Source organism: Nocardioides sp., from assembly GCF_050246775.1.
GTDB lineage: Bacteria > Actinomycetota > Actinomycetes > Propionibacteriales > Nocardioidaceae > Nocardioides.
In genome coordinates this window covers 47,324-69,455 of the sequence record NZ_JBFWVK010000002.1, presented here as the reverse complement: position 1 = coordinate 69,455, position 22,132 = coordinate 47,324, and the positions used below count along the sequence as shown (strand labels likewise).

Below are 22,132 nucleotides of genomic sequence, written 5' to 3'. Positions count from 1 at the left end.
CCAAATCCGTCCAGTTCCCCGACGGGCCACCCGTCCACGAGTTCGTCCCCAACCGCCACCGCATTTGGCCAGTCGCGCGTTGCGCTGACCCACTTCGCGGGGCGAGCCGGTGATCACAACGACCTCGCCATGATCGGGTCACGCGAACTGGCCAGCGCCCTGTCGGCACAGATCGGCGTGGAGGCGACCGTCGTCGGCACCCCCGAGCCCGCGCTGTCGGTCGGCTGGAGGGAAGAACTGGCCGCCGCTACCCCCACCTTGAAGTCCATGGCCGCGCAACTGGCCGAGGCGTTTCGGGCGGGGCTGACCCCGGTCACGGCTTCGAGTCGGTGCGCGGTCGCGCTCGCCACGCTGCCCGTGGTCGCCGCCCACCGTCCGGACGCTGTGGTGGTGTGGTTCGACGCGCACGCCGACCTCAACACGCCAGACAACACCACGACCGGCTACCTCGGGGGACTCGCCTACAGCGGCCCGCTCGGGTTCTGGGACTCGGGGCTCGGAGGCGGTCTCAACCCCGACAACGCAGTCCTGGTCGGAGCTCGCGACCTTGACCCGGCCGAGCAGGAACTCATCGACGCGGGAACTGTGTCGCTGGTTAAGGTCGGGCCGTCGATGGCCGATGATCTTCGCCGCGTCGTAGGTGGTCGCCCCGTCTACGTGCACATCGATTGCGACGTGCTCGACGCAGGCACCGTCCCCACCGACTACCTGGTCGCGGACGGCATGACACTCGACGACCTGCGCGCCACCGCCGAGGTGCTCGCCGAGTCCGAGATCGTCGGGCTTGAGGTCGGCGAACTGGAAAGCGCCCCCGACAGCCACACGCCGCCCACCTACGTCGCCGCACTCCTCGACGCACTCGACCCGCTCCTGCCAGCCCGGCACCCCGCGTGACCGACCAGGCTCAGGCGTCCTCAAATCGGCAGAGTCGGGCGCGTTCGTGCATGGCGAGTGTTGTTGGCTTCGCGCGCGAGGAACAAATGCAAGCGGCAAAGCGCCGCTGCTACGAGAGCGCAATGCCGTCAGGACTCTTGGGCGGCTTTAGGCCGGAGCGGAAAGCTCGGCATGCCGAGGTTGGTTGCGGTGCGCTGCATCTGGGTGAGCTTCTGTTCAGCGGCGGCGAGGCTGGTCCGTAGTCCGTCGACTTCGCCGAGCCAGCCACGTTGAGTGGCCTCGGCGATCCGTTCGTCCAAACTGGCGATGATGATCTGGAGCCGTTCGCGCTGGGCGGGGTCGGGGCGCAGCATGGGGCAACGGATGCAGGCGTGTTCGTGCTGGCACCCGGTGCCGTAGGCACGCCCGCACGTGCCCAGCTCGAGCTTGCGTTGAGCGAAGTGCCCGAGGAACTCGTCCCACTCGCTGTCGGTGGGCTCGCGGTACTCCTGCGACGGTCGAAGTGCCCGCCGACGCGCGATGTAGGCGCGGTGGTGCTCGATCACGTCGTGGTCGTAGACCGCGACGTAGGTCTGGGTGGTCGCGATCGAGTCGTGGCCGAGGATCTTGGCGGTGATGTGCACCGGAAGCCCGGACGCGACGGCCTCGGTGGCGAAGATGTGGCTTCTGCCCGCAGTCGCCGTGTGCGGACATGTTCGTGTGCGATTCTGCCTCGGGTTTCGACGGCGACCGCGTTCGCTATCAGCGCGGCGCCGTGTGTTGCGTTTGCCGCCCTGGCAGGTGGCTAACATCACATCCTCCAAGGGGTCGTTCGCGCCGGTCAACTGCATGGCCCGACGGTCGTTGCGCGGGTCGGCAGCTGGCGGACGGCGGCGGCGCCGTCGGCCTGTCGGCGGAGCCGATTGATCTCGTCGTGCTGGGCGGCGAGCCGGGACAGTGCCTCGGCGCTGAGGTCGGTGAGCTCGGCGATGGTCCGGTCTCGTCGAATGATGCGCTGCTTGAAGGTCTCGACCTCGTTCTTCAGCCGGGCGATCTGGGCTTCTCGCGGGTCGGGCAGGTCACCGGCGGTGTGCAGGGCTTGCAGGCGTCGTTCGAACTCTGCGCGGAGGTGGGCGTAGGGGCGGGTGCCGTAGAACGCGGTGCGGTCGACGTTCGCTTCGCGGGCGAGGGTCTTGATGTCGCACTTGCCGCCGGGCGGGATCTGCCCGCGCAGGAGCCGGTCCATGGCGGTCCGGATCCGGGTCTCGTTCTGTTGGCGCTGCTCGGCGCTGATGCGCACGTCTACTCCTCGGCGGTGATGGTCGTGGTGTCGGCTGCGTCGATCTCGGCGAGGACGCGGGTGGCACGCTCGTACTCGACCCGCAGGCGTGCCTTCTCGGTCGTCCGGGTCGGGCCGAGCCCGCCGAGGAAGGTCTTGGTCTTGTTGGTGAGGTCGTCCCAGACGGGCCGGTGGCAGGGGTGATGGGTGGCTTGCGGGCAGCGGGCCGAGTCACACATGCCGGCCAGCGGCTTGTCGGCGCCGGGTGTTCCGGCGAGCTTGAGACACAGCGCCCGGGACGGGTCGCTGAACCAGCAGTAGTTGGCCGCCCCCAGGTGCAGCGTGTTGGCGCGTTTGCTCAGCAGGTTGAGCATTTCCCGGTTGCTGCGCTGCACCCTGGGCGCATCAGCGTGAGCCGGGGTGAGGTTGGCGTCGATGTGGGCGAAGAACTCGGTGAGCTCGCGGGCGCCGGGTCCGGCGGGCATGATGCCCTGCTGGTAGTTGCGGAACTCGGCCCAGACCAGCTCGAGGTTGCGTTCGGCCTCGTGCTTGTTGACCTCGGCGAGCAATGTGGCCTGGGCTCCACCCGGCCGCGAGGCGTAGCCCTCGGTGGTGGCGACGGCGATGTGTTTGAGGTGCAGTTTCGCGGCGAGCACCCCGCCGGGGCGGTAGGCGAGCTCGATCGCCAAGGTGCGGCGCAGCATCCTCAGGTTCACCGTCTGGGCGGGGATCGGGTCGAGCCCGAGCCGCCGCCCGGCCGGGCCGTTCACCCAGGTCCGGAACCACCGGTAGCGGACCTCGAAGGCGAACCGGCCGAGCAACGGTTCTCCGGGTTGACCGGTGTCGTGGAGGCGTTGGAGCAGTTCGGCGGCCCGGTAGACCGGCTCGATGACGACCCACTCGTCGGCGACCCCGCCCAGCGGTTGTCCCTTGACGACCTTGCTGGCCAGCCGGTAGCGCAGATGCTCGGCACCGAACTGCTCGGCGGGACGGCAGCAGCCGACCTGCAGTTCCATCAGCTCACTGGCACGCATCCCGGAGACCGCGGCGATGGTGATGATCGCGGCGGTGCGGACGATGCCGACCAGGGCGGCCGCCTGCGCCCGGTCCAGGGGAAGCGTCCACGCGGTGCTGCCCGCGCCATCGGCGCGGTCGACGGGCGCCGCGTCCCGGCCGAAGGGCCTCTCCGCGCCGACGATGTTCAGCGTCGCTTCGATCTCCTGGCGCAGCTGCGGGATCCAGGAGTGATGGAACTGGGTGCACCCGGCCTGGCGAGCCAGCAGGCCCAGCGCGAGCGGAGTCAGCGGATCGTCGGCAGGCCAGCCGGCGGCGAGCCGATCCCGGACGTTGTGCTGGGGCAGCAAGGGCAGCGGCTGGCCGGTGCGTTGGTAGTCGGCCAGCAGCCGTGCGAAGGCGGTTGCCGGGAGGGCGGAGACGGCGGTGTGACGGCCCGATCTGATCGACCACCTCTGGTCGGCCTGGCTGACTCGCCGGGATAGCTCGATCGCGTGCGGGCCGAGCGTGCCGACCAGGTAGCCGGCGGCGGCCAGCATCGGCTGCAGGATGTGGTTCTCGACCGGTGGGGTCTTGTTCTGGCCTCGCCCGCTGGGCATCTCGGCGATCCTGGAGGGGGCCGCGCCGCCCCATGGCCGCAGGTCTTCGGCGAGCCGGTCGGCGGTGAACAGCTCGCGGTAGTTCACCAGGTCCACGACCGTTTGAGCGGCGGCCCGGCGGGTCGCCGGGCTGCGCTCGCCGACCACGACGTCGTTCTGGTCGCGCAGGTATCGCCGGTGGGCCAGGTAGTGCTCGCAGCGTTCGCTGTCCACCTCGGCGAGGCTTGCGACGCCCTGCCCGGTGAGCCAGTTCAGGAGGCGGGTCAACTCGGCGAGCCGGCCCCGTGCGGTGTTCAGGTGCAGCGGGGTGCGGTAGGCGCGGGGCAGGGGTGCCACCGCCTGGTGCCGCGGGGTAAGCATTGCCAGGATCAGTTCCTTGGCGACCAGCCGCCAGCGCTCATCGATGATGGCGGCGAAGTCGAACCGGCGGCTGACCCGGGCCATCTGGTTCGGCAGACCGACCACCTCGGTGAAGTCCCACAGATCGTGGTCGAACATCGGCCGCCGTACTCGCTCGGGGAGGGCGAGGCCGGCCTCGAGGCAGACGTCGGCGCCGGCGAACACCGACCGGAGCGGCTGGGCGGCACCGAACAGCGCGGTGGCAGTCACGGTGGCGGTCATCGGGTGAGCTCCTCGGGGCGCAGCGGCAGCTCGTCGTCGTGGTCACCGACGTCCTGGCTGGCCTCGGCAAGCACCGCGGGGTCGTAGCGGTCCAGGATCAGGCCGATCCGCTGGGAGTACGGGCCGAACACGGCCATGAACTGCCCGGCGGGCATCTGCTGCCATTGCCGGGAGAAGAACGCCTTGAGCCGCAGCAGGTTGGTGGCGTGCCGCGGGGCGAACACCGCCAGCGGACAGAGCAGACACACCCACGGCCGGGCCGGGCACGGCTTGCCCTTCGGGCCGTGCAGCCCGGACAGCTGGTCGGCGCAGGAGGCGACGAACACATCGCGCTGTCCACCGACGAGCTCGGCGATCACGGTGTCGTCGAGGTCGAGGGCGGTGATCAACTGTGGGTAGCCACCGGCGAGGGCCGCGGCGTCCTCCTCGGTCACCACCACCGGCGGGTGTGCCCGGCGGAGCAGGTCGTGCTGGGCGTCCTCGACAATCGCCTCCATGGCCCGCCGCTGCGAGGGGGTGGGGGCGGCCAGGTAGTGATCGCCTTCGACGTGCGGGCTGTGGTTGGGGTCGATGGTTGCGCGACCGCTGCCGGTCCAGGCGCTCTTGTCCCGCATCGCCTGGTGCGTGGTGCGGATCCGCGACCGGTGGATCTTCAGTGGCCGGCCGTCCTCGCCGACCACGTCGTGGCGCAGCACCCACCGCTGGATGGCGACCCGGCCACCGGTCCCGGTGAGGACCGCGAAATGTCCCGGGCGGCTGAGCGCCAACCACAGACGCCGGCGGTCCTGCGGTCCGCCGAAGCTGCGCAGAAGGGAGGAATGCGCGAGCCACTGCTCCAGCAACCGCACCGCGCGCCGGGGCAGGTTCAGGCTTTCGACCGCGGTGCGGCCCTTGACGTAGGACAGCAGGATCGAGGCGTCGCCGGCCCAGTCGATGTCGTCGACCACAAGATCGTCGATCCCGTCCGGCACGATGCCGGAGTAGACGCCGAACAGCAGCCGGTAGGCGATCAGCACGTCCTGCGACGGAAAGAGGTCCCGGCTCGCCTGCCCGAAGCCGCCACGCTGCCAGACCGCGGCCTGGGTGCATCCCAGCGCAGCGGCGAAGCCCTCGGTGGACATCGGGCCGAGCCGTGCCAGCAGCCAGCGCACGTTCGCCGGCGTCCAGCCGCCGGTGTTCGGGTGCTGTCCGGTCGTGGCCGTGGCCAGCGCCTGTTTGTGGGCGGCGAAGGCGTCATCGGTGATCGCGCGGCAGGTCCGGGTGAGCATGTCCCAGTCGGCTTCCGGATAGGGCGGCAGCGGACGGTGACTGCGCTGGGGATTGAACGCGCGGCCGTCGGCGAGCTCGACCACCCCGGCATCGAGGCGCCGACTGGCCGTGGGCAACGCCTGCAGCATCCGGCGGGTGCAGGCCTCCCGTGGGCCGCTGGCGGCCATCCAGTACTCGGCCAGCTGGGCTCGTCGCAGATCCGCCGCGCCGCCGGTGAAACCCCGGCCGGCGAGCTTGCGGGCCATGTCGCGGATGGACTGCACGTAGTGGTTGACCGACCCGGCCGCGTCCACGGTGCCGTGCGGGTGGATCAACTCCACCAAACCGACCAGCAGATCATGGGCAAGCTCGGGACATGGCAGCCCGTCCAGTGTGAACTCCGCGGTGCTGCCATCGCTGAACACACACGCGATGCCCAGCGGCTTCTCGTCCAAGACCGCCGGCATCAGCCCAGCCCGCCTTCGGTGCCCTCGCCGAACTCCGCGTCGGCCTCGTGTTCGGCCGCGACCTGGCTGACCAGACCGTCGGCGAGGCCGGATTGCTCGTAGGCCTCGCGGTAGATCCGGGTCGTGTCCAGGCGCCGCAGGTACTTCTCGGTGGTCAGCACCGAGGAGTGCCCGAGCAGGTCGCGAAGCACCAGCAGCGGGTCGGCCTTGGACAGGTAGAAGACCAGCGCGGCATCGGTATCGGTGTCGGTCACCAGCCTGGCCGCCCGCCGGTAGTGCCCGCTCACCAGGTACTCCAGCGTTCGCATCGAGAAGGTGTGCCGGAGCCGGTGCGGATGAACGTGCGGGAACCGCGGCTCGAACCGGGACCGGATCCGGTCCGAGGTGCGCTCGAACACGCTCGGCCAGGCGGTGAACGGGCCACCGCCGTTCCTCACCGCCAGCAGACACGACCCGCCGTCCGGGGCGACCAACCTCCGGCGCTCGGCCGGAGTCAGGGCGTCCCACCGCCGGCGCACCCCGTTGACCCGTCCGCCGCGGGCGTCCGGTTCACTCACCAGCAGCGGCTCGCCCCACCGCGCCGGCGGCACCCACGCTGACCCGTCCGCGGTCGCAGGGCGGTCCAGCTCCAGGTAGTGGTGCACCGCGGCGAGCGCCTCATAAGAGATCCACGTGGTGCGGAACTTCCGTCCCTTGGTCACCCCGGCCGGCACCCCGAACGGGATCGGCACCGGCGTCGGCCTCGTCGGCAGCGCCGGGATCTCGTAGACCAGCAGGTGGCTGAACTCGGCCAGCCGCAGCCCAGTGGCCAGCGCCAACTCGCCGACCGCGGCATTGCGAGCCAGCTCGCGGCCCCGATAGCCGTCATCGGGTCCGCCGTCTGGTGCCAGACCTCGCAACCCCAGCAGGAACAGCGCGGTGAAGTCGGGCTCCAGGTACTTGATCGTGACATGCGGCTTCGGGGTGCGGCGCACCGCCAGGTTCACCCGCACCTCACGCCCCGTGCCGGCGAACAACGCCCGCGCCGTGCGGTAGGTGAACGGCTCCGCCTCGGCGTGGCCCTCGGCGATCGCCCACCGGTAGAACAACGACAAGACGCTCATGTGCCGACCCCAGGTGGTGGCCGCGAACCGCTCCGCCATCGGCCCGGTCGCGCGATGCTCGGCGTACTTGCCCAGGGCGTACTTCAACTGGCCACGCGAGTCGAACAGTCCCACCCCGTGCTCGGCTAGGAACTCCGCCCATTCCTTGACCACCCGCGCGTAGCTCTCCCACGAGCTCGCCGCCGGCGCGCCGCTGGAGGGCAGCTCCCGCAGCCACCGATTCACCACCGCCGCCGGCCGAGCCGCGGCTGGGCCGTCCTCGAACCGCAGGTCGTCATCGATCAGCACCGGCATCCGCTCCGGGATCAACGGCCGACACTCGAGGCCCCAAGACTCCCAGCCCCGGGCCGAGAAGAAGTTCAAGATCACGAGGGCCGACCGTAGAAACACAACACGGGCCCGAGCAAACCCGAAACACGCCATCTACCTGCTGGTCAACGGCCAATCGCAACACGACGACTAAGCAGAGAGAATCCTCCGAAAGTCATGCGGGCTGAACTTGGCCGGTGTGCCGTCGCTATTGGTGATCTTCGCGGTGGTGACCAGCTCGTCGAGCAGCTTGACGGCGTAGGTGGAGTTGATCGCGATCCTGCCTGTGCCCCACGGCCGCTGGAACAGGAACGGAAGCTCCGAGCTGTGGACGCGTTCGGCGCTGTCGTAGCGGCTGACCAGCGGCAACCGTTCGTTCTCGCCGCGGACATGGGAGATGATCTCGGCGAACGCCACCGCGAGCTCGGGGCCGATGACCAAGAGCCGTTCCTTGTCGGTCTTGGACGGAGTGATCTGCAGCATCGGGATCACCTCACCAGTCGACGGGAGCCGATAGGACACGAAGGAGCGGTGGGTGATCTCGAGAACCTCCTCGATCCGTGCTCCGGTGTGACGCAGAACCTCGACCAGTGCCCACGCCCAGAACGCCCGGTCGGACTCAAGGCTCAGGTTTCTCCGGTTGTCCTGCGGCCGGTCGCTCGTGCCATTGCGCACCGGAGTATCGACGTACACATGCCCACGACTGACCTTCCTGCCGCCGCTCCCGTCGTCGCTCAGGGTCGTCCGTCGTAGCGTCTGCCCGGCGTGGATGAACGACTCGCCAGGCGGAGCTCCGGCGGCGGAATCGAGCAGGGCCCTGGCCGCGGCTCGACTGTCGCTGGCTGCGTCGACGAGCCGCGGAAGCAACGGCGCCAGTTCCCGGATGCGCTGGTGCGTGCGTGACCGCGACTGCTTGAGCATCTTGGTCATTCCTGCCAGGTCCCTGGAGTCGACCGGCGAGGGTGCCGCCCAGGCCGCCCACCGGCTGGGGTCCTCCAGCGCCCAGTGGGACAGGTCGGCGTAGAAGGCACGGACGGCCATGAGGATCGTGTAGGGGTCCTCGCGCTTCTTACCAACGCGATTGCTGCCATACAGCACCGGGCCGCTGAGCCTCGTCTTCCACCGGCGAGAAGCCTCGTCGGACAGGTGCAGGGAGTCGATGCCGGGCTCGTGGATCTCCAGGTCGCGCCAGAACAACAGCACGAGCTTGGCCGCCAGGTAGCGGATGGAGTTGTAGTCCATGGCGGGACGGCGTTCGTAAAGGTAGGCGACGAACAGATCCCTGATCGGGCGGCAGACGACGTCGTAGCGGTCGACCATCTCCTCGATAGTCAGCTGCCCTCGCCGGGACGCAGCGAAGATGGTTGGCGGGCTCTCGGCCGGCAGGATCGCGGCTTCCCGGAGCAGTGTGTACCAGCGGGGTTGGGAGCGTCCGCGGTAGCCGTCTTGTGCCCGGTGAGCCTCGATGCAGTCCGGCAACGTGATGTCGGCCAACGTGCCGCCGTTGTGGACCACAATCCGGGTGAGCTGGTTCAAGGCTTGGCGGCGGTCGCTCGGCAGCATCCGCGTGTCCGTGTCGCATAGGCGCTCGATGGTGGCGAATCCCGCGGGATCACGCAGCGCCCGGAGTCGCTCGTAGAGCCTGGGTGTGGCGTGGGTGGCGTAGAGCCAGGAGTAGTCGGGACGAATCACGTCCAGCAGCAGGAGCCTGCCCGCTGCAGCGACGAGGTGACCGTGCTTGTCGGGCACGGCTGCCAGCGTGGTCCACTCGTTGCCGGCCGCGTTAGCTCCTGAGGCTTGCCAACGTTGCTGCCACGACTCCCCGGGGAACCTCAGCAGCCACCCAAGTAGGGTTTCCGCGAACAGCACCTGGCTGCGGACCTGCTTTGGCGAGGTGGTGCCGTTCGCGAGTTCCAGGGCGCGGACCGCGTCGAGCACCTCCTGATAGCTCATCTGGGACGCAGCCCACACGGTCGGTCGGGCGATCGCTGGTGTCGGCAGCGTCGGGGTCGGTGCCTTGGGGCGTAGGGCGCCGTTGTTGGCGGGAGCGTGGCGCGAGGGTCGCGCGGCCCTCTGCAGATGCGCGACCGCGTCGACGTGGTCGCTCATGTCCGCGGCCCGCCGAACAGCACCGCCAGCACCTCGGCCGAGTAGCCGGCCGTGTCCACCGGTAGCGATGGCGTGGTCGGCCGTTCTGCACGGTCGCGGTGATGGGCCAGCACGCGGCTGACGACTTCTTCCTCCCGTGGACGCAGGTAGATCTGGGTGGTGGTGATGTGGGCGTGGCCGAGCACCCACTGCACGTCGCTCAGCGACATCTTCGGGTCATCGACCATCCGTTGCGCGGCGGTGTGTCGCAGGTCGTGCAACGTCCAGGCGGTGCCCAGCGACTCGTTGGCGCGCTGCAGCATCCGCCTGGCCGCGGAGTAGGTCAGCGGGCGCACCGGACGGCGCCGAGTCAGCCACAACGCCTGCTCGCCGTCCGGGCGTCGTGTCTGCTGCTCGTAGAGCCGAAGCCACACGAACGCGTCCGCCGAGGCTGGGAGCCACTGCAGCCGACCCGAGCCCTTCCGGTGGACCCCGATGCGCTGGTCACCGACGTTCACGAGGTCCACGGTGACGCCGAGCAGCTCCGAGGCGCGGGCGCCGGTCGAGACGTAGAACGCCAACAGTGCCCGGTCCCGGTCCGAGCGCAGCGTTGCGAACAGCTCGTCGAAGAGCCGGTCGGGCAGGTGCCGTGGGATCCGCTCGGGCATCTTCTGACGGAAAGGTGCCCGCGATCCCGGCGCGAACGGCTGCATCGGATTGTGGTGCGGTTGCGACCTTCGTCCGGCTCGGTGGTCCGCGTCGGGGACCGGGTTGATCAGCGGCCCGTCGCCGGCGGTGATCCGGTCGGCGTAGAACATCTTGATGACCGCGAGGGCGTGGTTGATGGTCGCCGGTGCGTACCCACCCTGCCGCTCCGCGGGACCGACCAACCGCATCCACAACACGAAGTCGCGTACTTCGACCCGAGTCGCGCGCTGCCAGCACACGTCGACCGCGGCCAGGAACCGCCACCAGCGCAGCAGCGCCAGGCCGTAGGAGCGCAGTGAGCTGAAGCTCGCTCCACACGCCAGCATCGTGGCGAAGAACTCGCTGGCCTCCTCGACCGGCTCGCCCGTGGCATCGAGCAGCACCGTGCCCGGTGCCGCCTCGATGCTGGCCACGGCGCCGATGGCCGGGACGACCAATGCCGTCACTTCTCGCTCCATCCCAATGTCCTTCCGCTCGTCCGTGGCGACGACGGCAGCACGCAAAGCCTCGGGAACGGTGGAGATCGACATCGACCGGCGAGTCGTCGTTCACGTGTCGCCTGGGGACGACTCAGGACGCTCCAGTTGGTGCGGTCAATAGGTCGTGGGCGAGTGTCTTGACCTGGGCTGCGTCGTCCATGTCCATCCGCACCGACACCTCACGGGTCATGTAGTCGGTCAAGCCGTTCGCCCCGCCGATCGACTTCGCGTTGGAGACCAGCCGTAGCTCGAAGCCGTGCGCAGTGATCTGATCCGCCAGGCCCTCCCACAGCCCCTCGGGCGCCTGACCTTGCAGGAGGGCCGGGGCAGGTGGCTCCGGAATCGGCTGGCCGTCGGTCTGGGAGATGTCCCAGACGTGCGCGGGCTTGAGGCCGACGAGCTTGGATCGCACGGCCTCGCCGAAGCCGGGCTTCTCGCCATGAGCGAGGCGTCGCCACGAGTCCAGGTCGGATGGGTTCGAGGAGGCGAACCGGGCAGTGACAGGGGCGAGGATGGCGTACCCGGACTGGCCCTTCATCACCGAGCGGTTCAGACTGAGCCACTGCTTGAAGCCGGCGACGTAGGTGGGCATCGGCTCGGGCACGCGACCTTGCTGGAACGCGGCGTAGTGCTGAACCGCAATCAGCATCGTGTTCCCAAAGCTGCGACCGCGGAACTTCGCGGCGAACTCCAGGGCACGCTTCCAGTCCTCCCCGGTGACGAGCGCGCCGACGGACTCGGTGAGCTTCTTCTGAAGTGCTTCGAGCTTCGCCTCGCGGACCGCGAGGTCTCGGGCTTGTACTCGCATTCCCGTTCCTCCTGACAGTCGTTGTCGAAGGACAGGTGTGCGAGCAGGTCCTGCTACCGCCAGGGGCCGTCGTTCCAGACGTTGATGTCGCTCCTGGCCGGCCGCAGGACCGCGACCGGAAGCCAGCCTTGGCACACCCGCTCCTTGAGACCGGTGTTGTCGACCCACACCACCCATGCGGTCCAACGGCCCGACTCGCGGCGCCAGTCCAGGACCAGACCGGGAGCGGGCGGCGGGTAGTTGCCGTGGCCGAACCGCACCCAGCAGTGGCGCCAGCGCTTGGGCTGGGGCCACGCGTCGTTCTTCGGCGGGTTCGAGGACACGCCTCAATCTTGACCTATCCTCGAACATATGTTCGACTTAGGGAATGGGTCAGCGTGATGGCGTCAGGCGGTACGACGACGGCTACCGCGACGGTCGCACCGCGTGTCTGAGCACCGGCTCATCCTCGGCTGCCCGCCTGCTCCTTGAAACCCGACGCGACCGCGACAGCGCCTACGACGCCGGGTTCGAGTGGGCGTTGTGGGACTACGACGACGCCAACGGTCTTCGGAACAACCAGGTCGCCCGGCACGCATAGAGAGACCCCGCCTGCGTCTCGGGTCGCCGACGGGGTCACCGGGATGCTAGTTCCTGGCAGACGCTCGCGCAGACGTATCGAAGAGTTCCAGCTCGGCTGGGTGGAGCTGGTGCTGTACGACGAATGACCTGTGCTTGATCCGCCACAGACCCTGGCCCGTGCCCAGGGTCGGCAGGAGCGACTGCTCCGTGCCGGTCAGCCCCAGAGCGGCAGCCGTGGAGCCGAGTTGGTCTGACTCCTGCCGGTAGACCACCCGGGTCTCGGCGTTCGCCAGCAACGACAAGGCCAGGGCGCGCATGGCAGAGCCTTGGTCGCCGACGTTGTCGAGGTCGGAGAGCTTGTGGAAGATCAGCATGTTCGCGATGCCGTAGTGCCGCGCCAGCCGCCAGTGAGCATCCATTCGTCGCAGCAGTGCGGGGTGGGACATGAGTCTCCACGCTTCGTCGTAGACCACCCAGCGTTGCCCGCCATTGGGGTCGAGCAGGGCGGACTCCATCCACGCCGATGCGCACGTCATCAGCACGGAGATGAGCGTTGCGTTCTCCGTGACCCGGGACAGGTCGAGCGAGATCATCGGCAACTGGGGGTCGAACCGCACCGTGGACGGCCCGTCGAAGAGTCCGGCCAGGTCACCGGCGACGAGACGCCGCAGCGCGTGACCAGCCAGCCGCCCGTCCTCGGCCAGTCGACCGTCGGAGTCTGTCGCTTGGTCGGGCGCAAGCAGCCGGTCGACCACCATCGGCAGCACCGGCACGTCAGAGGACCGCACAGTGTCAGCAAGTGCAACGTCGATCGCGGTGTGCTCCAGCGGCGTGAGTCGCCGGTCAAGCACCGTCTCCGCGAGAGCGCCGACCAGTTCGCGCCGCCGTGCAGTCACCTGAGCTGCCCACTGGAGGTCGTCGAGCCCGGTGGGTCGGTGGCCCTCGTCGAGTGGGTTGAGCCGGTTCGCCATGCCGTGCCCGAGCAGGATGGCCTTCCCGCCGACCGCCTCGGCAACAGCGGTGTGCTCGCCCTTCGGGTCGCCAGGGACGTAGACACGGCGACCGAACGGGATCGAGCGGGTGTAGAGGCTCTTCGCCAACGCCGACTTACCTGACCCGACGATCCCGGCGAGCACCAGATTCGGTGCAGTGATCAGCCCCCGGGCGTAGAGCACCCACGGGTCGTAGACGAACGAGGACCCGGAGTAGAGATCCTGGCCGACGAACACTCCGTCGCTCCCGAGACCACCCTCGGCAAGGAATGGATAGGCGCCCGCCAGGGTGGCCGAGGTGTCCTGATGGCGTGGCAATCGCAAGCGACCAGGAGTGCGCAGTGCGGCGGGACCGGTTTCGCCGGCCTTGGGCAATACGACGGTCGCGCGCCGCTCGGCCGCCAGCTCCTCTGCCTTCGCTTTCGCGGCGGCCTTGCGGGAGTCACGGTCCTCAGCGAGCAACGACTTCGCAGCGGCTTTGCGTGCCCGCCGGTCACGGCGACGCTCACGTCGAGGGGCGACGAGGACCGTACTGTGCAGACGCCCTTCGTCCCTGCCGCTCACAGTGACAGCCCGTGGTCTGCGGAGGTGCGTGACACGGGTGGCTCAGGAAACTCGCGGTGGTAGGCAAGGATCGCTTCCGCCTCGTGGGCGTTGGCGATGACTTCGCCGACCTGGCGCACCATCTCGCCGGCTCGGTGGAGATCCCACGACACTCGGTACGCCGCCGAGCGAGCTTTCGGCGAGTCCATCGGTGTCCACTCCGTCTGCTTCTGACGTCCGTCGTGGAACGCCGCGATCTGGTGCAGCGACTGGCTCAGCGACGCAACCGCCGACGTGAGCGACCCGAGCACCGAATAGATCTCGCGCGGGTCATCGATGGAACGCGTCGCGTGCGCCAGAGCGCGCAGCGCGGTCTGGACTTCGTCTGCGTCAGCCGCCGGGTTCTCGAACGTGGGCATCAGAGCCTCCTTCTCGATCTGGTCGAGAAGGAGGTGTGCGGGTCAGCCCGCTGCCGAGGCCACACGATTGTCGGTTCCGCCGCCTATTCTCTGGACGGGCCCGAAGGAGATCACCGGATGAGTAGCAACCACACGAGCAGCGAGGCCGAGGCTGTCTACGACGCTTGCGCGAGCATCCCCGAGGGCATGGTCATCACCTACGCCGACCTCGCGCAGCTCGTCGGACGTCCGACCACTCACGCGCGCACGGTGTCGACGATTCTGGGTCACCGCCCCAACGGAGGCACGTCGCTCGACCCGTTGCCTTGGTGGCGCGTGGTGCGCTCCGACGGGTCGTTGCTCGACGCTTCGCAACTCGCCGGTCCCCGGGCGCAGTGGGTCAACTGGGCGCTCGACCGACTCGCCGATGAAGGCGTGCCGCTGATCGGCGAAGGCGTCAACCGCCGCGTCGAGATGGGGCGAGTGCGCCGCATGCCCATTCCCGACGGCATAGCACCGCATGTCCCGTTTGATCGAGCGAGGACAAGCCGTGCCACCGTGCGCGCCGCTGAGCCCTGCTGGCGACACGACACGGTGCAGTACACCTGCCGCGACTGCACCGCGTAGGGCGCCGACTTATGTCACTCGCGGCAAGGCCCGAGGCGGCCGCCACTACACCTGACGACACAGCGGTAGCGCGGCTGCGCTGAACGCCTGGGCCTGTTGCCCCCACAACCTCCGAGTCTCGCACGACGCTTGGATCGCGGCCTGCTCGATGTCAGCGACCGCGCGTTCGAGCTCTTCGAGATCTTGGGCGCTGACGGCGATGAGGCCCGTGGTACGGAGGATGCCGTGGCCGGCGGTCAGGTCGGCTTCCTGCTGGAGGACGTCGCTGTACTCAGCCGACTGCTGGGCGTCCTCGATCTGGCCGATGCGTTGGCGTTGGGCGGCGTCGGAGATGTACTCGGTCTTCTTCTTGCGGATGTCGCGCGCGGCCTGGTCGGTGCGCATCGGGGTGTAGAGCAGGGTGAAGGTGCGGCGTACGCCCGACGACAGCAGGACCGGGGCTAGGAAGCCCGGGTAGACGAGGGACCGCGGCCATTCGCTGATCCAGAGCACGCAGTGATGCGCGGAGTCGGAGCGCACGCTCGACCAGTTCTCGGTGACAGCGACCGGACCGGCGGTGGCGAGGTCGCGGCCGAGGTCGCCGTGACGCTCCAAGGCACCTGCCACGACGGGGTCGTACGCCGAGCGCAGGATGACCGCGAGGTCGCCCGGCTCCAGCCACCCCGACGGGGCGAGGTCGGCGGCCCTCAGGGCAGCGGTCATGGTCGACATCTCCTGCCTCAGCACCGCTGCGGCGCCACGATTGCCGCCACCAGCAGCTCGGATCGCTCGGCCTGCTGCCTTCATGTCGAGGGAGATCGAGACGGTGCTGGCGTGACGCTCACCGGCCGGTCCGGCTCGGTTGATGAGTTCGCCGTACGTCGAGGATGTCCACGAGTCGTCGTGCCGACCGTGCTGTGACCACCACTCGGCCAGGCCTTTGCCGGAGTCGGGCAGGGTCCGCTCCATCACCTGCAACGAGGCGATGCGTCCCGAGCGGCAGGCGGTGGCGAGCGCGCGGCCCCAACTCGTGACTCGGCGTTGCTGTTCGAGTGGGTCGAGCAGGATGAACGCGGGATGTGTGACGCCGATGATGGCGGTGAGCGTTGCGGCATGCGGGTCGTGGACCATCACTGCACCCGACTCGGGATCAAGCCACTGGCGCAATCGGGCCGCGTCACCCGGCAACGACAGCGTGCCCGCAGGGCGCGGCCTGACGATGTGGCGACGGAACAGCAGTTGCCCGCCAGTCGAGCGCCACAGCCACTTGGTCACGACGGGGAGCCACTCGACGATCTTGCGACCACCGACGCCAACGAACGCGAGGGCCGCGCAGAGCAGAAGAATCGGGACGACGTACAGCAGCGACGGCCCGCCGCCGAAGTAGAGCGCGAAAACCAGGACGATCGCTCCGAATCCGACGACGACGAGTTGGGATCCGGATAGGCCGAGGAGCAGGCCACGTCGGGTGAGGCGGGAGAACTTCACCGGCGCGAGCTCGTAGTCGTGGATAGCCGCTTGGTTGCTCATTGTTCAGACCTTCTTGCTGTTGGCCTGGGCAGGAATCGAGTCCGCGACGTGAGGCGACAGCGGCGCGCCGTCCGGTGCTACAGGTGTCTTCTGTGCCGCGTCTGTCTGCTGGGATGTGGCGCCACCCACGGCTCTTCCAGTGCGGACGCCAGCGGTGGCGGCTTCCTTGGCCACGACAACGCCGGCCGCGACGCCTCCCGCTGCCGCACCACCGGCGGCAGCGCCTCCGCCACCGGAGGATGCGCCGGCGGTGCCGGTCGACGGACCGGTGCCCTTGGCGGGAGCGGCCGGTGCCGGTGAACCGCCAGAGCCACCCGATCCGCTCCCACCGGCGCCGCTCGACCCGCCGTCGAGCACCTTGCTCGGCTGGGAACTCGGCGCGCGGTTCATCGGGATCGGCATGGGCCGGTTGAGCGCCGACTTGCCTTCCTGTTCGGCCGACATCGCGTGGTACATGTCGAAGCCCATGAAGTTGATCGCCTTGTAGGTCATGTACGGCGCGAACCCGGCCATCAGCATCAGCACGACACCAGCAATCGGTTCGGAGACCGACTGGATGTCGCCGTCGATGGGCGCGGAGACCTGCGCGGTGGCGAGGAGGAAGATCACCACCAGGACGACCTTCGAGACGATCAGCGCGATCACGAACGACGCCCACTTGCTCACCCAGCCGCGAGTGTGGTCCCAGCTCGACCCGGCCAGCGCGATCGGGGCGAACACGATCGCGATCAGCAGCAGCGCCTTGCGGACCAGCAGGCTGATCCACACGATGCCCGCCGCGCCGATGGCGAGGCCGGCGATGAAGATGGTCAGGATCGCGCCCGCACCGGGAGCGGCGAGGTTCATCCCGACCAGGCCCGTGGTCAGCAGGGCGATGCGGTCGCCCATCTGCTCCATGTTGGTCCCAGCAGCCTTGACGATGCCGATGCAGAGCTGGTCGGTGACCTCCAATGCCGTCGCCAATAGGGCGAGCGCGACGAAGGAGCCGAGGATGGACTTCGCCAGCCCGAGCGCTGCCCGCGACAGCGCGGCGGGTTCGCGGCGGATCATGCCGCCGATCACTTGGAGCATGAAGAATCCGAGCATGACGAAGACGGCGACGCCGAAGAGGATGTTGTAGACCTTCGTGTGCTGGCTGCTGGTGACGTCGACCATCGTGGTCGAGTCGAAGACCTTCCACACCGCCTCGAACATCCAGCCCGCCGCGTGCCCCATGCCCTGAGCCAGCCAGTCGAACGGCGCCGACACCAGGGCTCCGGCTGCGTCGCCCGCGACGTCGCAGACTCCAGAGATAACAGGTACGTCGCAGACGTCGACCATCGTCGTACTCCTCTCAACTCGGTGCAGCTCAGACCTGCTGGCCGACGTTCCAGAAGAAGTTGACGAGCGCGACGGACGCGCCGGTGATGATCGCGGCGCCGAGGCCGACGAGGACGCCGAACTTGCCGCGGCCCGCCAGGTGGGGGTTGGACGAGTTCGCGCCGAGCGCCCACACGATCGCGGAGATGATGAGGGCGAGTACGGCGAGAATGAGCCCGACGGTCATCGACGCTCCGACGATGTTCTTGAGCTGGCCGATGCCGGGCAGGCCGTTGGAGTTCGGGCCGATGTTGATGTCCTGCGGCAACAGCGACACAACCGTGGTGGGTAGACCGAGATGGATCACGGTGTCCTCCTGGGTGAGTGGATGGGTTCACTCGCTCAGGTGTTCTCACAGGTCCTCCGTGAATGTCGGAGGTGTGCGGAACAATGTCGGTGTGGACGAGGAACGGGCATCGGAGGACAGCGGGCTGGTTGCTGCCGAAGGCGGCGAGCACGTCGTGATCAGAGACGGAGATAGCCTCGCGGTCATCGGTGAACCCAGCGCCGTTGAGCAGTACCTCCGTCGAGCGGGTCTTTGGGAGGATTCGGCGCGCCTGGACCTGAGTTGGCTTCGTCCGCTGCTCATGTTCGGTGCAGACGCGGCAGACGCGGTGGCCGACGCGGCAGCAAGCTCGGGTCGTTGGGTGAAGTTGACGAAAGAGTCAGCGGAGGCCGTCGATGAGCATGGCTTCATGGACACGAAGACGCCGGGTGTGCGTTGGTTGATGGCCGGGAAGCGCGGCGACATCAGCAAGTGGCTTGCGACAGAGACCGGCCCGATCGCTTCCAACGTCACCAACCCGCAGACCCTCGGTGGCCTTGGATCCCTCCTCTCGAATGCCGCAGGGGCGATGGCCCAGATGGAGCGGAAGCAGGAGGTCCGTGAACTCACGGAACTCCTCACCGCCATTGACGGGAAGCTCGACGACCTGCGACGGGGTCAGCGGGATGCTGTTCTCGCGAAGTTGGATGGAGTCTCGTTCGCAATCGGCGAAGCCATGAGCATCCGCGAGAAGACAGGACACGTATCTGCGCCGTCGTGGTCGAAGGTGCAGCATCTGACCGCCGACATCGCGGAGATCGAGTCGAACGCCATCCGAGCGCTCGACGCGCTGGCGTCAAAGGCCGGCTCGGCCGCGAAGGTTCGGGCGCTTGCGAAGCTCGCGCCCGAGATCGCAAGCGAAGTGGACGTCTGGCTGTCGGTGCTCGCGCGGTGCTTCCAGTTACACGAGGAGGCCGCCGTTCTCGAACTCGACCATGTCCGAGAGGTGGCACCCCAGGATCTCGATGGACACCGCCTTGTACTGAATGAGTCGCGGGACGGACTGCGCGAGCGCATTACCCAAACGACGGTTGGGTTGGTTCGAAGGCTCGACCAGGCGGCCAGTGATGCCGACCTCGAAGTCCTGCTCCACTCCCGCAGCGTCCGGGCCATCGTGCAGTCGAGCAACCAGATCGGTGACTCCGTGATCGCGTTCCACGGCCCGTTGGGCATCGAGACCGATCGCGAGCTCGTGTCTTCGACCCGTTGGCGGTCCGCCCTGGCGAACCCTCAGCAGCTCAAGGTGGCCGCCAAAGAGGCCGGAACGAAGACGCTGTACGGAGCAGGAGCCGCTGCCTTGACAGTCGCGAGCATCGTGACGGCCCGAGCGGCAAGCGAGAAGGACTACAGAGCGTAGAGCGGGCCGCTCGGGCACAACCCGAGATGCTCAGTCGACGAGCCCGATGGCGGAATGCGCGGCGCTGCGGGTGAGCTCCGGCCGGAGGTCGTGCGGGTGACGAAGGCACTTCGCACCCTCGACAACTCGGTCCGGGTCGACGGCGGTGTGCGAGAGGTCGTAGCCGCCCCACGGCGAGCGGCCGGGGACGTGCCGTGTGCCATACGGGCGGCGCTCGGTGATGATCGGGGCGCCAGGCACTTGCATGGACTTCGGGTAGTGCTCGGAGATCCATTGGCGCGCGGCCTTCGACAAGCCGTCCTTGTCCATCATCCGCAGCCGCGACGGCACGATCGGCAGCTCGCGCCAACCGGGTAGCGCGTGGTCGTGCCACATCTCGACCGCGTCGTTCTCACTGTCTGTGATTCCGTTCCACCCGCACGGCTCGCAAATCGCCTGGTACATCAGTTCGCCCAGGCAGGTGCAGTCTCCGTGCTTCTCGGTGTGCTTCCAAGGCTCGCAGCGGAGGTCGGCTGTGTAGAGGACGAATCCGTGCCCGGTGACCCGGGCTCTCTCGGGGACGGTGATCGAGCGGTGCCACATCCGGCTGTTGACGTGGGCCTTGTCGTGGGCGTGGAGGAACTGCCAGTGCTCGAAGGCGGCATCGAGCTCGGCTGGCGGATAGTAGGCCGTGGTGAAGTGCAGCGGAGCGCCTCTCCACTCGGGCGCGGCCTCGACCGCCGCGTCGTGGAGCATCCCCTCGATATCGAAGGCGAGCTGCTTGTCGTTCACAACGTCGCTCCCACGTCTAGCAGCCAGTTGGCCCACGCGAGCGCGCCACCGGTGAGGACCGCGCCGCCGAGCGCGACGAAGAGGCCGGTCTTACCCTTGCTGGCCGTTTGCCAGCTCCCGTTCGCGGAGCCGATCGCCCACGTCGCCGCGCAGATGATCACCATCAGCACGGACACGATCAGGCCATAGGTCAGCAGGGCGCCGACGATCGCCCGAAGTTGGCTGGATCCACCGACGGCACCGAAGTCAGGGCCGACGAGAGGGAGCAAGGAGGGCAAGGTCTTCATGGTGGTCAGGTGCTATGCCCGAGCTGTCCAGTGCACGTGATCGAAGTGGCCGCCGGTTACGTCGGCCGGATTGTGCATCCCTCCGCCGTCGTACGGGCGCCAGCCCTCGGCGGCTCGTGCAACCGACCAGATGCGGCCTTGCCAGATGAGGTACTCGACGCCGAGTGACTTGGCGTTGTCCTTGAGCCAGTTGGTGATCTTCCAGCCGTAGTCGAGCGCGTGTCCGGTCGCGGCGGTGCCGATCGAGTTCCCGAAGGTGCCGTCGCAGGCCCGGCCGAGCGGGTGCTCCGACTTGGTCCCCGGTCGCGGCGACCAGCACGCCCAATGGGAGTCGGGGAAGTTCTTCTGGACCTCGGCGAGGATGTGCGCGGTCCGCTTGGTGATCTGGCCATCCGAGGTCGGGTCGTCCACCAGACCATCGGGATTGGTGCCGTTGTACGGCGATGCTGGGCCTTCGTCGCTGCACCCTGCGTCACCCGCGGCTGAGCCACCCGCCACGTCGGCTGCTCCGTTGGAGGCCAACCAAGGCTCCGGGTCCACGGGTGCGGCGTCGGCACCACCGGGGCGCACCTCGAAGTGCAGGTGCGAGCCGGTGGAGTAGCCGTCGCTGCCGACGTCAGCGACGTACTGCCCAGCCGTCACCGTGTCACCGACTTTGACGTGGATGCCGTCGGCGTACATGTGCGCGTATCCGGTCGCGACTCGCTTCCCGTCGACGGTGTGCTCGATCAGGATGAGGTGGCCGTATCCGGTGGCAGGCCCAGCGAAGGTCACGCGACCGTCGGCTGCGGCAAGGATGTGCGTACCGGTGGGAGCGGCGAAGTCGACGCCGGTGTGCAGCTTGCGTACTCCGGTGATCGGGTGAACGCGCATTCCGAAGCCGCTGGTCCGGACCCATGTGCCGGCCGGGAGCGGGAAGACCACCCGCGCCGTCTCGGGCAGCGTCCCCGCGACGGTCGAGACCGACGAGGTCGATGGCGCGATGAGGCACCCGCTGTGCGCTTGGGCAGCTGGGCTAAGCAACGCCCCGAGCCCGAGTAGGAGGCTGGCAGGCGCGAATAGCAGTGTGACCAGTCCGAGGGCGGCGACCTTGCCCATTGCTCAGTCCAAGGGCTTGTCGAGCATCGACAGCCGGAGCAGGTGGCACTCGGGGTACGAGGGGCCGCAGACGAGGAAGATTGTGAACGCGACGTCGTGTTGAGAGGCGACCGGGTCGCCTTCCCAGATCCCGGCGCGGTGCCGAGTGCCGTGGATCGTGAGGGCGGTCGTTCCCGGTAGCAGCTCGTTACCGGCCTGGATTTGGGCTTCGGCCCACTTGGTCGGCATGTTCACCGAGTCGACCGTGAGCCACTGGCGGGTCTCGTATTTCGCCAGCTCAACCCAGGCGCCCTGGGTGGGCAGGTAGTTGTCGAGGTCGGCGACCAGACCGGGGGTCGACTCGCCGGTCGGATCGGCGACCGCGACGAGCTGCTCGATGTGATCGGTGCGGGTCAGGAGCGTGGCGGTGTCCCAGGCGAACATTGCCTCCGCTACCTGCTGAGCGAAGGTCTCGGGATCCGAGGTCGGGCGGAGCGCCGGGAGTTCGGTGATCACAGGCTTCGTCTCGACCGGCGTCAGCTCGACAGTGTCCTGCGCGGTGTCGATCTGTGCGTTGGTGCTCGGCGAGTGTGTCCGGTGGACCAGGAGGGCGTACGTCACGAACGCGATCAGCAACAGTGCGGCTGCGATGCCGGCGACGATGAGGCGGCGTCGGCGGAGGTCGTCGGGAGTGGTCGGATAGAGCATCGGCTTGCCTTCGAGAGTCGGG

General features: G+C 68.4%; 22 protein-coding genes. 4 read left to right on the top strand and 18 right to left on the bottom strand.

From position 1 onward, the window contains the following. The first annotated feature begins 129 nt into the window (after positions 1 to 129). Entirely contained in the window at positions 130 to 894 is a 765-nt protein-coding gene (locus tag AB7I40_RS10175) for an arginase family protein (protein ID WP_428346097.1), read from the top strand. Positions 895 to 1,022: 128 nt separating this feature from the next. On the opposite strand, the gene AB7I40_RS10170 is transcribed toward AB7I40_RS10175, so the two are convergent. From AB7I40_RS10170 to AB7I40_RS10130, 9 genes are all read right to left on the bottom strand, one after another. Further along, positions 1,023 to 1,517, bottom strand: coding sequence for a hypothetical protein (locus AB7I40_RS10170; protein WP_428346096.1), 495 nt, complete (start codon positions 1,515 to 1,517; stop codon positions 1,023 to 1,025). Between the two features lie 197 nt (positions 1,518 to 1,714). Further along, a complete protein-coding gene (locus AB7I40_RS10165) occupies positions 1,715 to 2,173 on the bottom strand; it encodes a hypothetical protein (RefSeq protein ID WP_428346095.1) in 459 nt (152 codons plus the stop codon). Between the two features lie 2 nt (positions 2,174 to 2,175). Continuing rightward, on the bottom strand, positions 2,176 to 4,386 hold the full coding sequence (locus AB7I40_RS10160) for a hypothetical protein (protein WP_428346094.1): 2,211 nt from the start codon (positions 4,384 to 4,386) through the stop codon (positions 2,176 to 2,178). Next, positions 4,383 to 6,101: a hypothetical protein gene (locus AB7I40_RS10155; protein WP_428346093.1), complete on the bottom strand. Its 1,719-nt coding sequence runs from the start codon at positions 6,099 to 6,101 to the stop codon at positions 4,383 to 4,385. Before AB7I40_RS10155 ends, AB7I40_RS10160 begins: the two co-directional genes overlap by 4 nt. Then, positions 6,101 to 7,573, bottom strand: a complete 1,473-nt coding sequence (locus tag AB7I40_RS10150; RefSeq protein WP_428346092.1) for a tyrosine-type recombinase/integrase — start codon at positions 7,571 to 7,573, stop codon at positions 6,101 to 6,103. Before AB7I40_RS10150 ends, AB7I40_RS10155 begins: the two co-directional genes overlap by 1 nt. A 90-nt stretch (positions 7,574 to 7,663) precedes the next feature. Continuing rightward, a complete protein-coding gene (locus AB7I40_RS10145) occupies positions 7,664 to 9,622 on the bottom strand; it encodes a hypothetical protein (protein WP_428346091.1) in 1,959 nt (652 codons plus the stop codon). After that, on the bottom strand, positions 9,619 to 10,767 hold the full coding sequence (locus tag AB7I40_RS10140; RefSeq protein ID WP_428346090.1) for a tyrosine-type recombinase/integrase: 1,149 nt from the start codon (positions 10,765 to 10,767) through the stop codon (positions 9,619 to 9,621). Before AB7I40_RS10140 ends, AB7I40_RS10145 begins: the two co-directional genes overlap by 4 nt. A gap of 112 nt (positions 10,768 to 10,879) precedes the next feature. Further along, positions 10,880 to 11,596: an ArdC-like ssDNA-binding domain-containing protein gene (locus tag AB7I40_RS10135; RefSeq protein ID WP_428346089.1), complete on the bottom strand. Its 717-nt coding sequence runs from the start codon at positions 11,594 to 11,596 to the stop codon at positions 10,880 to 10,882. Positions 11,597 to 11,649: 53 nt separating this feature from the next. Further along, the gene (locus tag AB7I40_RS10130) at positions 11,650 to 11,919 is read right to left on the bottom strand and encodes a hypothetical protein (protein WP_428346088.1); all 270 of its coding nucleotides are present in this window, start codon (positions 11,917 to 11,919) and stop codon (positions 11,650 to 11,652) included. A 44-nt stretch (positions 11,920 to 11,963) separates the two neighbouring features. On the opposite strand from AB7I40_RS10130, the gene AB7I40_RS10125 reads away from it, so the two are divergent. Next, positions 11,964 to 12,176 (top strand): hypothetical protein, encoded by a 213-nt coding sequence (locus AB7I40_RS10125; protein WP_428346087.1) that lies wholly within the window; start codon positions 11,964 to 11,966, stop codon positions 12,174 to 12,176. 46 nt (positions 12,177 to 12,222) lie between these two features. Here the strand turns inward: AB7I40_RS10125 and AB7I40_RS10120 are convergent, their stop codons facing one another. Further along, entirely contained in the window at positions 12,223 to 13,713 is a 1,491-nt protein-coding gene (locus AB7I40_RS10120) for an ATP-binding protein (RefSeq protein WP_428346086.1), read from the bottom strand. Continuing rightward, positions 13,710 to 14,111 (bottom strand): hypothetical protein, encoded by a 402-nt coding sequence (locus AB7I40_RS10115; RefSeq protein ID WP_428346085.1) that lies wholly within the window; start codon positions 14,109 to 14,111, stop codon positions 13,710 to 13,712. The genes AB7I40_RS10120 and AB7I40_RS10115 overlap by 4 nt, the downstream gene beginning before the upstream one ends. Before the next feature lie 117 nt (positions 14,112 to 14,228). On the opposite strand from AB7I40_RS10115, the gene AB7I40_RS10110 reads away from it, so the two are divergent. Next, on the top strand, positions 14,229 to 14,717 hold the full coding sequence (locus AB7I40_RS10110) for an MGMT family protein (RefSeq protein WP_428346084.1): 489 nt from the start codon (positions 14,229 to 14,231) through the stop codon (positions 14,715 to 14,717). Between the two features lie 45 nt (positions 14,718 to 14,762). On the opposite strand, the gene AB7I40_RS10105 is transcribed toward AB7I40_RS10110, so the two are convergent. The 3 genes from AB7I40_RS10105 to AB7I40_RS10095 are packed head-to-tail and all read right to left on the bottom strand — an operon-like array spanning position 14,763 to position 17,892. Further along, entirely contained in the window at positions 14,763 to 16,226 is a 1,464-nt protein-coding gene (locus AB7I40_RS10105) for an SCO6880 family protein (RefSeq protein WP_428346083.1), read from the bottom strand. Between the two features lie 3 nt (positions 16,227 to 16,229). Further along, entirely contained in the window at positions 16,230 to 17,546 is a 1,317-nt protein-coding gene (locus AB7I40_RS10100; protein WP_428346082.1) for a conjugal transfer protein TrbL, read from the bottom strand. Between the two features lie 28 nt (positions 17,547 to 17,574). After that, positions 17,575 to 17,892: a DUF6112 family protein gene (locus AB7I40_RS10095; protein ID WP_428346081.1), complete on the bottom strand. Its 318-nt coding sequence runs from the start codon at positions 17,890 to 17,892 to the stop codon at positions 17,575 to 17,577. A 91-nt stretch (positions 17,893 to 17,983) separates the two neighbouring features. Here AB7I40_RS10095 and AB7I40_RS10090 point away from each other — a divergent pair, with 91 nt between their 5' ends. After that, positions 17,984 to 19,267, top strand: a complete 1,284-nt coding sequence (locus AB7I40_RS10090) for a hypothetical protein (protein ID WP_428346080.1) — start codon at positions 17,984 to 17,986, stop codon at positions 19,265 to 19,267. A gap of 30 nt (positions 19,268 to 19,297) precedes the next feature. On the opposite strand, the gene AB7I40_RS10085 is transcribed toward AB7I40_RS10090, so the two are convergent. The 4 genes from AB7I40_RS10085 to AB7I40_RS10070 are packed head-to-tail and all read right to left on the bottom strand — an operon-like array spanning position 19,298 to position 22,110. Continuing rightward, positions 19,298 to 20,038, bottom strand: coding sequence for a DUF6349 family protein (locus AB7I40_RS10085; RefSeq protein WP_428346079.1), 741 nt, complete (start codon positions 20,036 to 20,038; stop codon positions 19,298 to 19,300). Then, a complete protein-coding gene (locus AB7I40_RS10080) occupies positions 20,035 to 20,325 on the bottom strand; it encodes a DUF6112 family protein (RefSeq protein WP_428346078.1) in 291 nt (96 codons plus the stop codon). The genes AB7I40_RS10085 and AB7I40_RS10080 overlap by 4 nt, the downstream gene beginning before the upstream one ends. Positions 20,326 to 20,337: 12 nt before the next feature. Further along, complete coding sequence (locus AB7I40_RS10075) at positions 20,338 to 21,423, bottom strand: M23 family metallopeptidase (RefSeq protein WP_428346077.1); 1,086 nt, start codon at positions 21,421 to 21,423, stop codon at positions 20,338 to 20,340. 3 nt (positions 21,424 to 21,426) lie between these two features. Further along, positions 21,427 to 22,110: a hypothetical protein gene (locus AB7I40_RS10070; RefSeq protein ID WP_428346076.1), complete on the bottom strand. Its 684-nt coding sequence runs from the start codon at positions 22,108 to 22,110 to the stop codon at positions 21,427 to 21,429. Positions 22,111 to 22,132: the final 22 nt, after the last annotated feature.

Coding starts and splice junctions, on each gene's coding strand:
- AB7I40_RS10175 (WP_428346097.1), top strand. CDS start 130: ATGATCGGGTCACGCGAACTGGCCAGCGCCCTGTCGGCACAGATCGGC.
- AB7I40_RS10160 (WP_428346094.1), bottom strand. CDS start 4,386: ATGACCGCCACCGTGACTGCCACCGCGCTGTTCGGTGCCGCCCAGCCG.
- AB7I40_RS10155 (WP_428346093.1), bottom strand. CDS start 6,101: ATGCCGGCGGTCTTGGACGAGAAGCCGCTGGGCATCGCGTGTGTGTTC.
- AB7I40_RS10145 (WP_428346091.1), bottom strand. CDS start 9,622: ATGAGCGACCACGTCGACGCGGTCGCGCATCTGCAGAGGGCCGCGCGA.
- AB7I40_RS10140 (WP_428346090.1), bottom strand. CDS start 10,767: ATGGAGCGAGAAGTGACGGCATTGGTCGTCCCGGCCATCGGCGCCGTG.
- AB7I40_RS10135 (WP_428346089.1), bottom strand. CDS start 11,596: ATGCGAGTACAAGCCCGAGACCTCGCGGTCCGCGAGGCGAAGCTCGAA.
- AB7I40_RS10125 (WP_428346087.1), top strand. CDS start 11,964: ATGGGTCAGCGTGATGGCGTCAGGCGGTACGACGACGGCTACCGCGAC.
- AB7I40_RS10115 (WP_428346085.1), bottom strand. CDS start 14,111: ATGCCCACGTTCGAGAACCCGGCGGCTGACGCAGACGAAGTCCAGACC.
- AB7I40_RS10110 (WP_428346084.1), top strand. CDS start 14,229: ATGAGTAGCAACCACACGAGCAGCGAGGCCGAGGCTGTCTACGACGCT.
- AB7I40_RS10105 (WP_428346083.1), bottom strand. CDS start 16,226: ATGAGCAACCAAGCGGCTATCCACGACTACGAGCTCGCGCCGGTGAAG.
- AB7I40_RS10100 (WP_428346082.1), bottom strand. CDS start 17,546: ATGGTCGACGTCTGCGACGTACCTGTTATCTCTGGAGTCTGCGACGTC.
- AB7I40_RS10080 (WP_428346078.1), bottom strand. CDS start 20,325: ATGAAGACCTTGCCCTCCTTGCTCCCTCTCGTCGGCCCTGACTTCGGT.
- AB7I40_RS10075 (WP_428346077.1), bottom strand. CDS start 21,423: ATGGGCAAGGTCGCCGCCCTCGGACTGGTCACACTGCTATTCGCGCCT.
- AB7I40_RS10070 (WP_428346076.1), bottom strand. CDS start 22,110: ATGCTCTATCCGACCACTCCCGACGACCTCCGCCGACGCCGCCTCATC.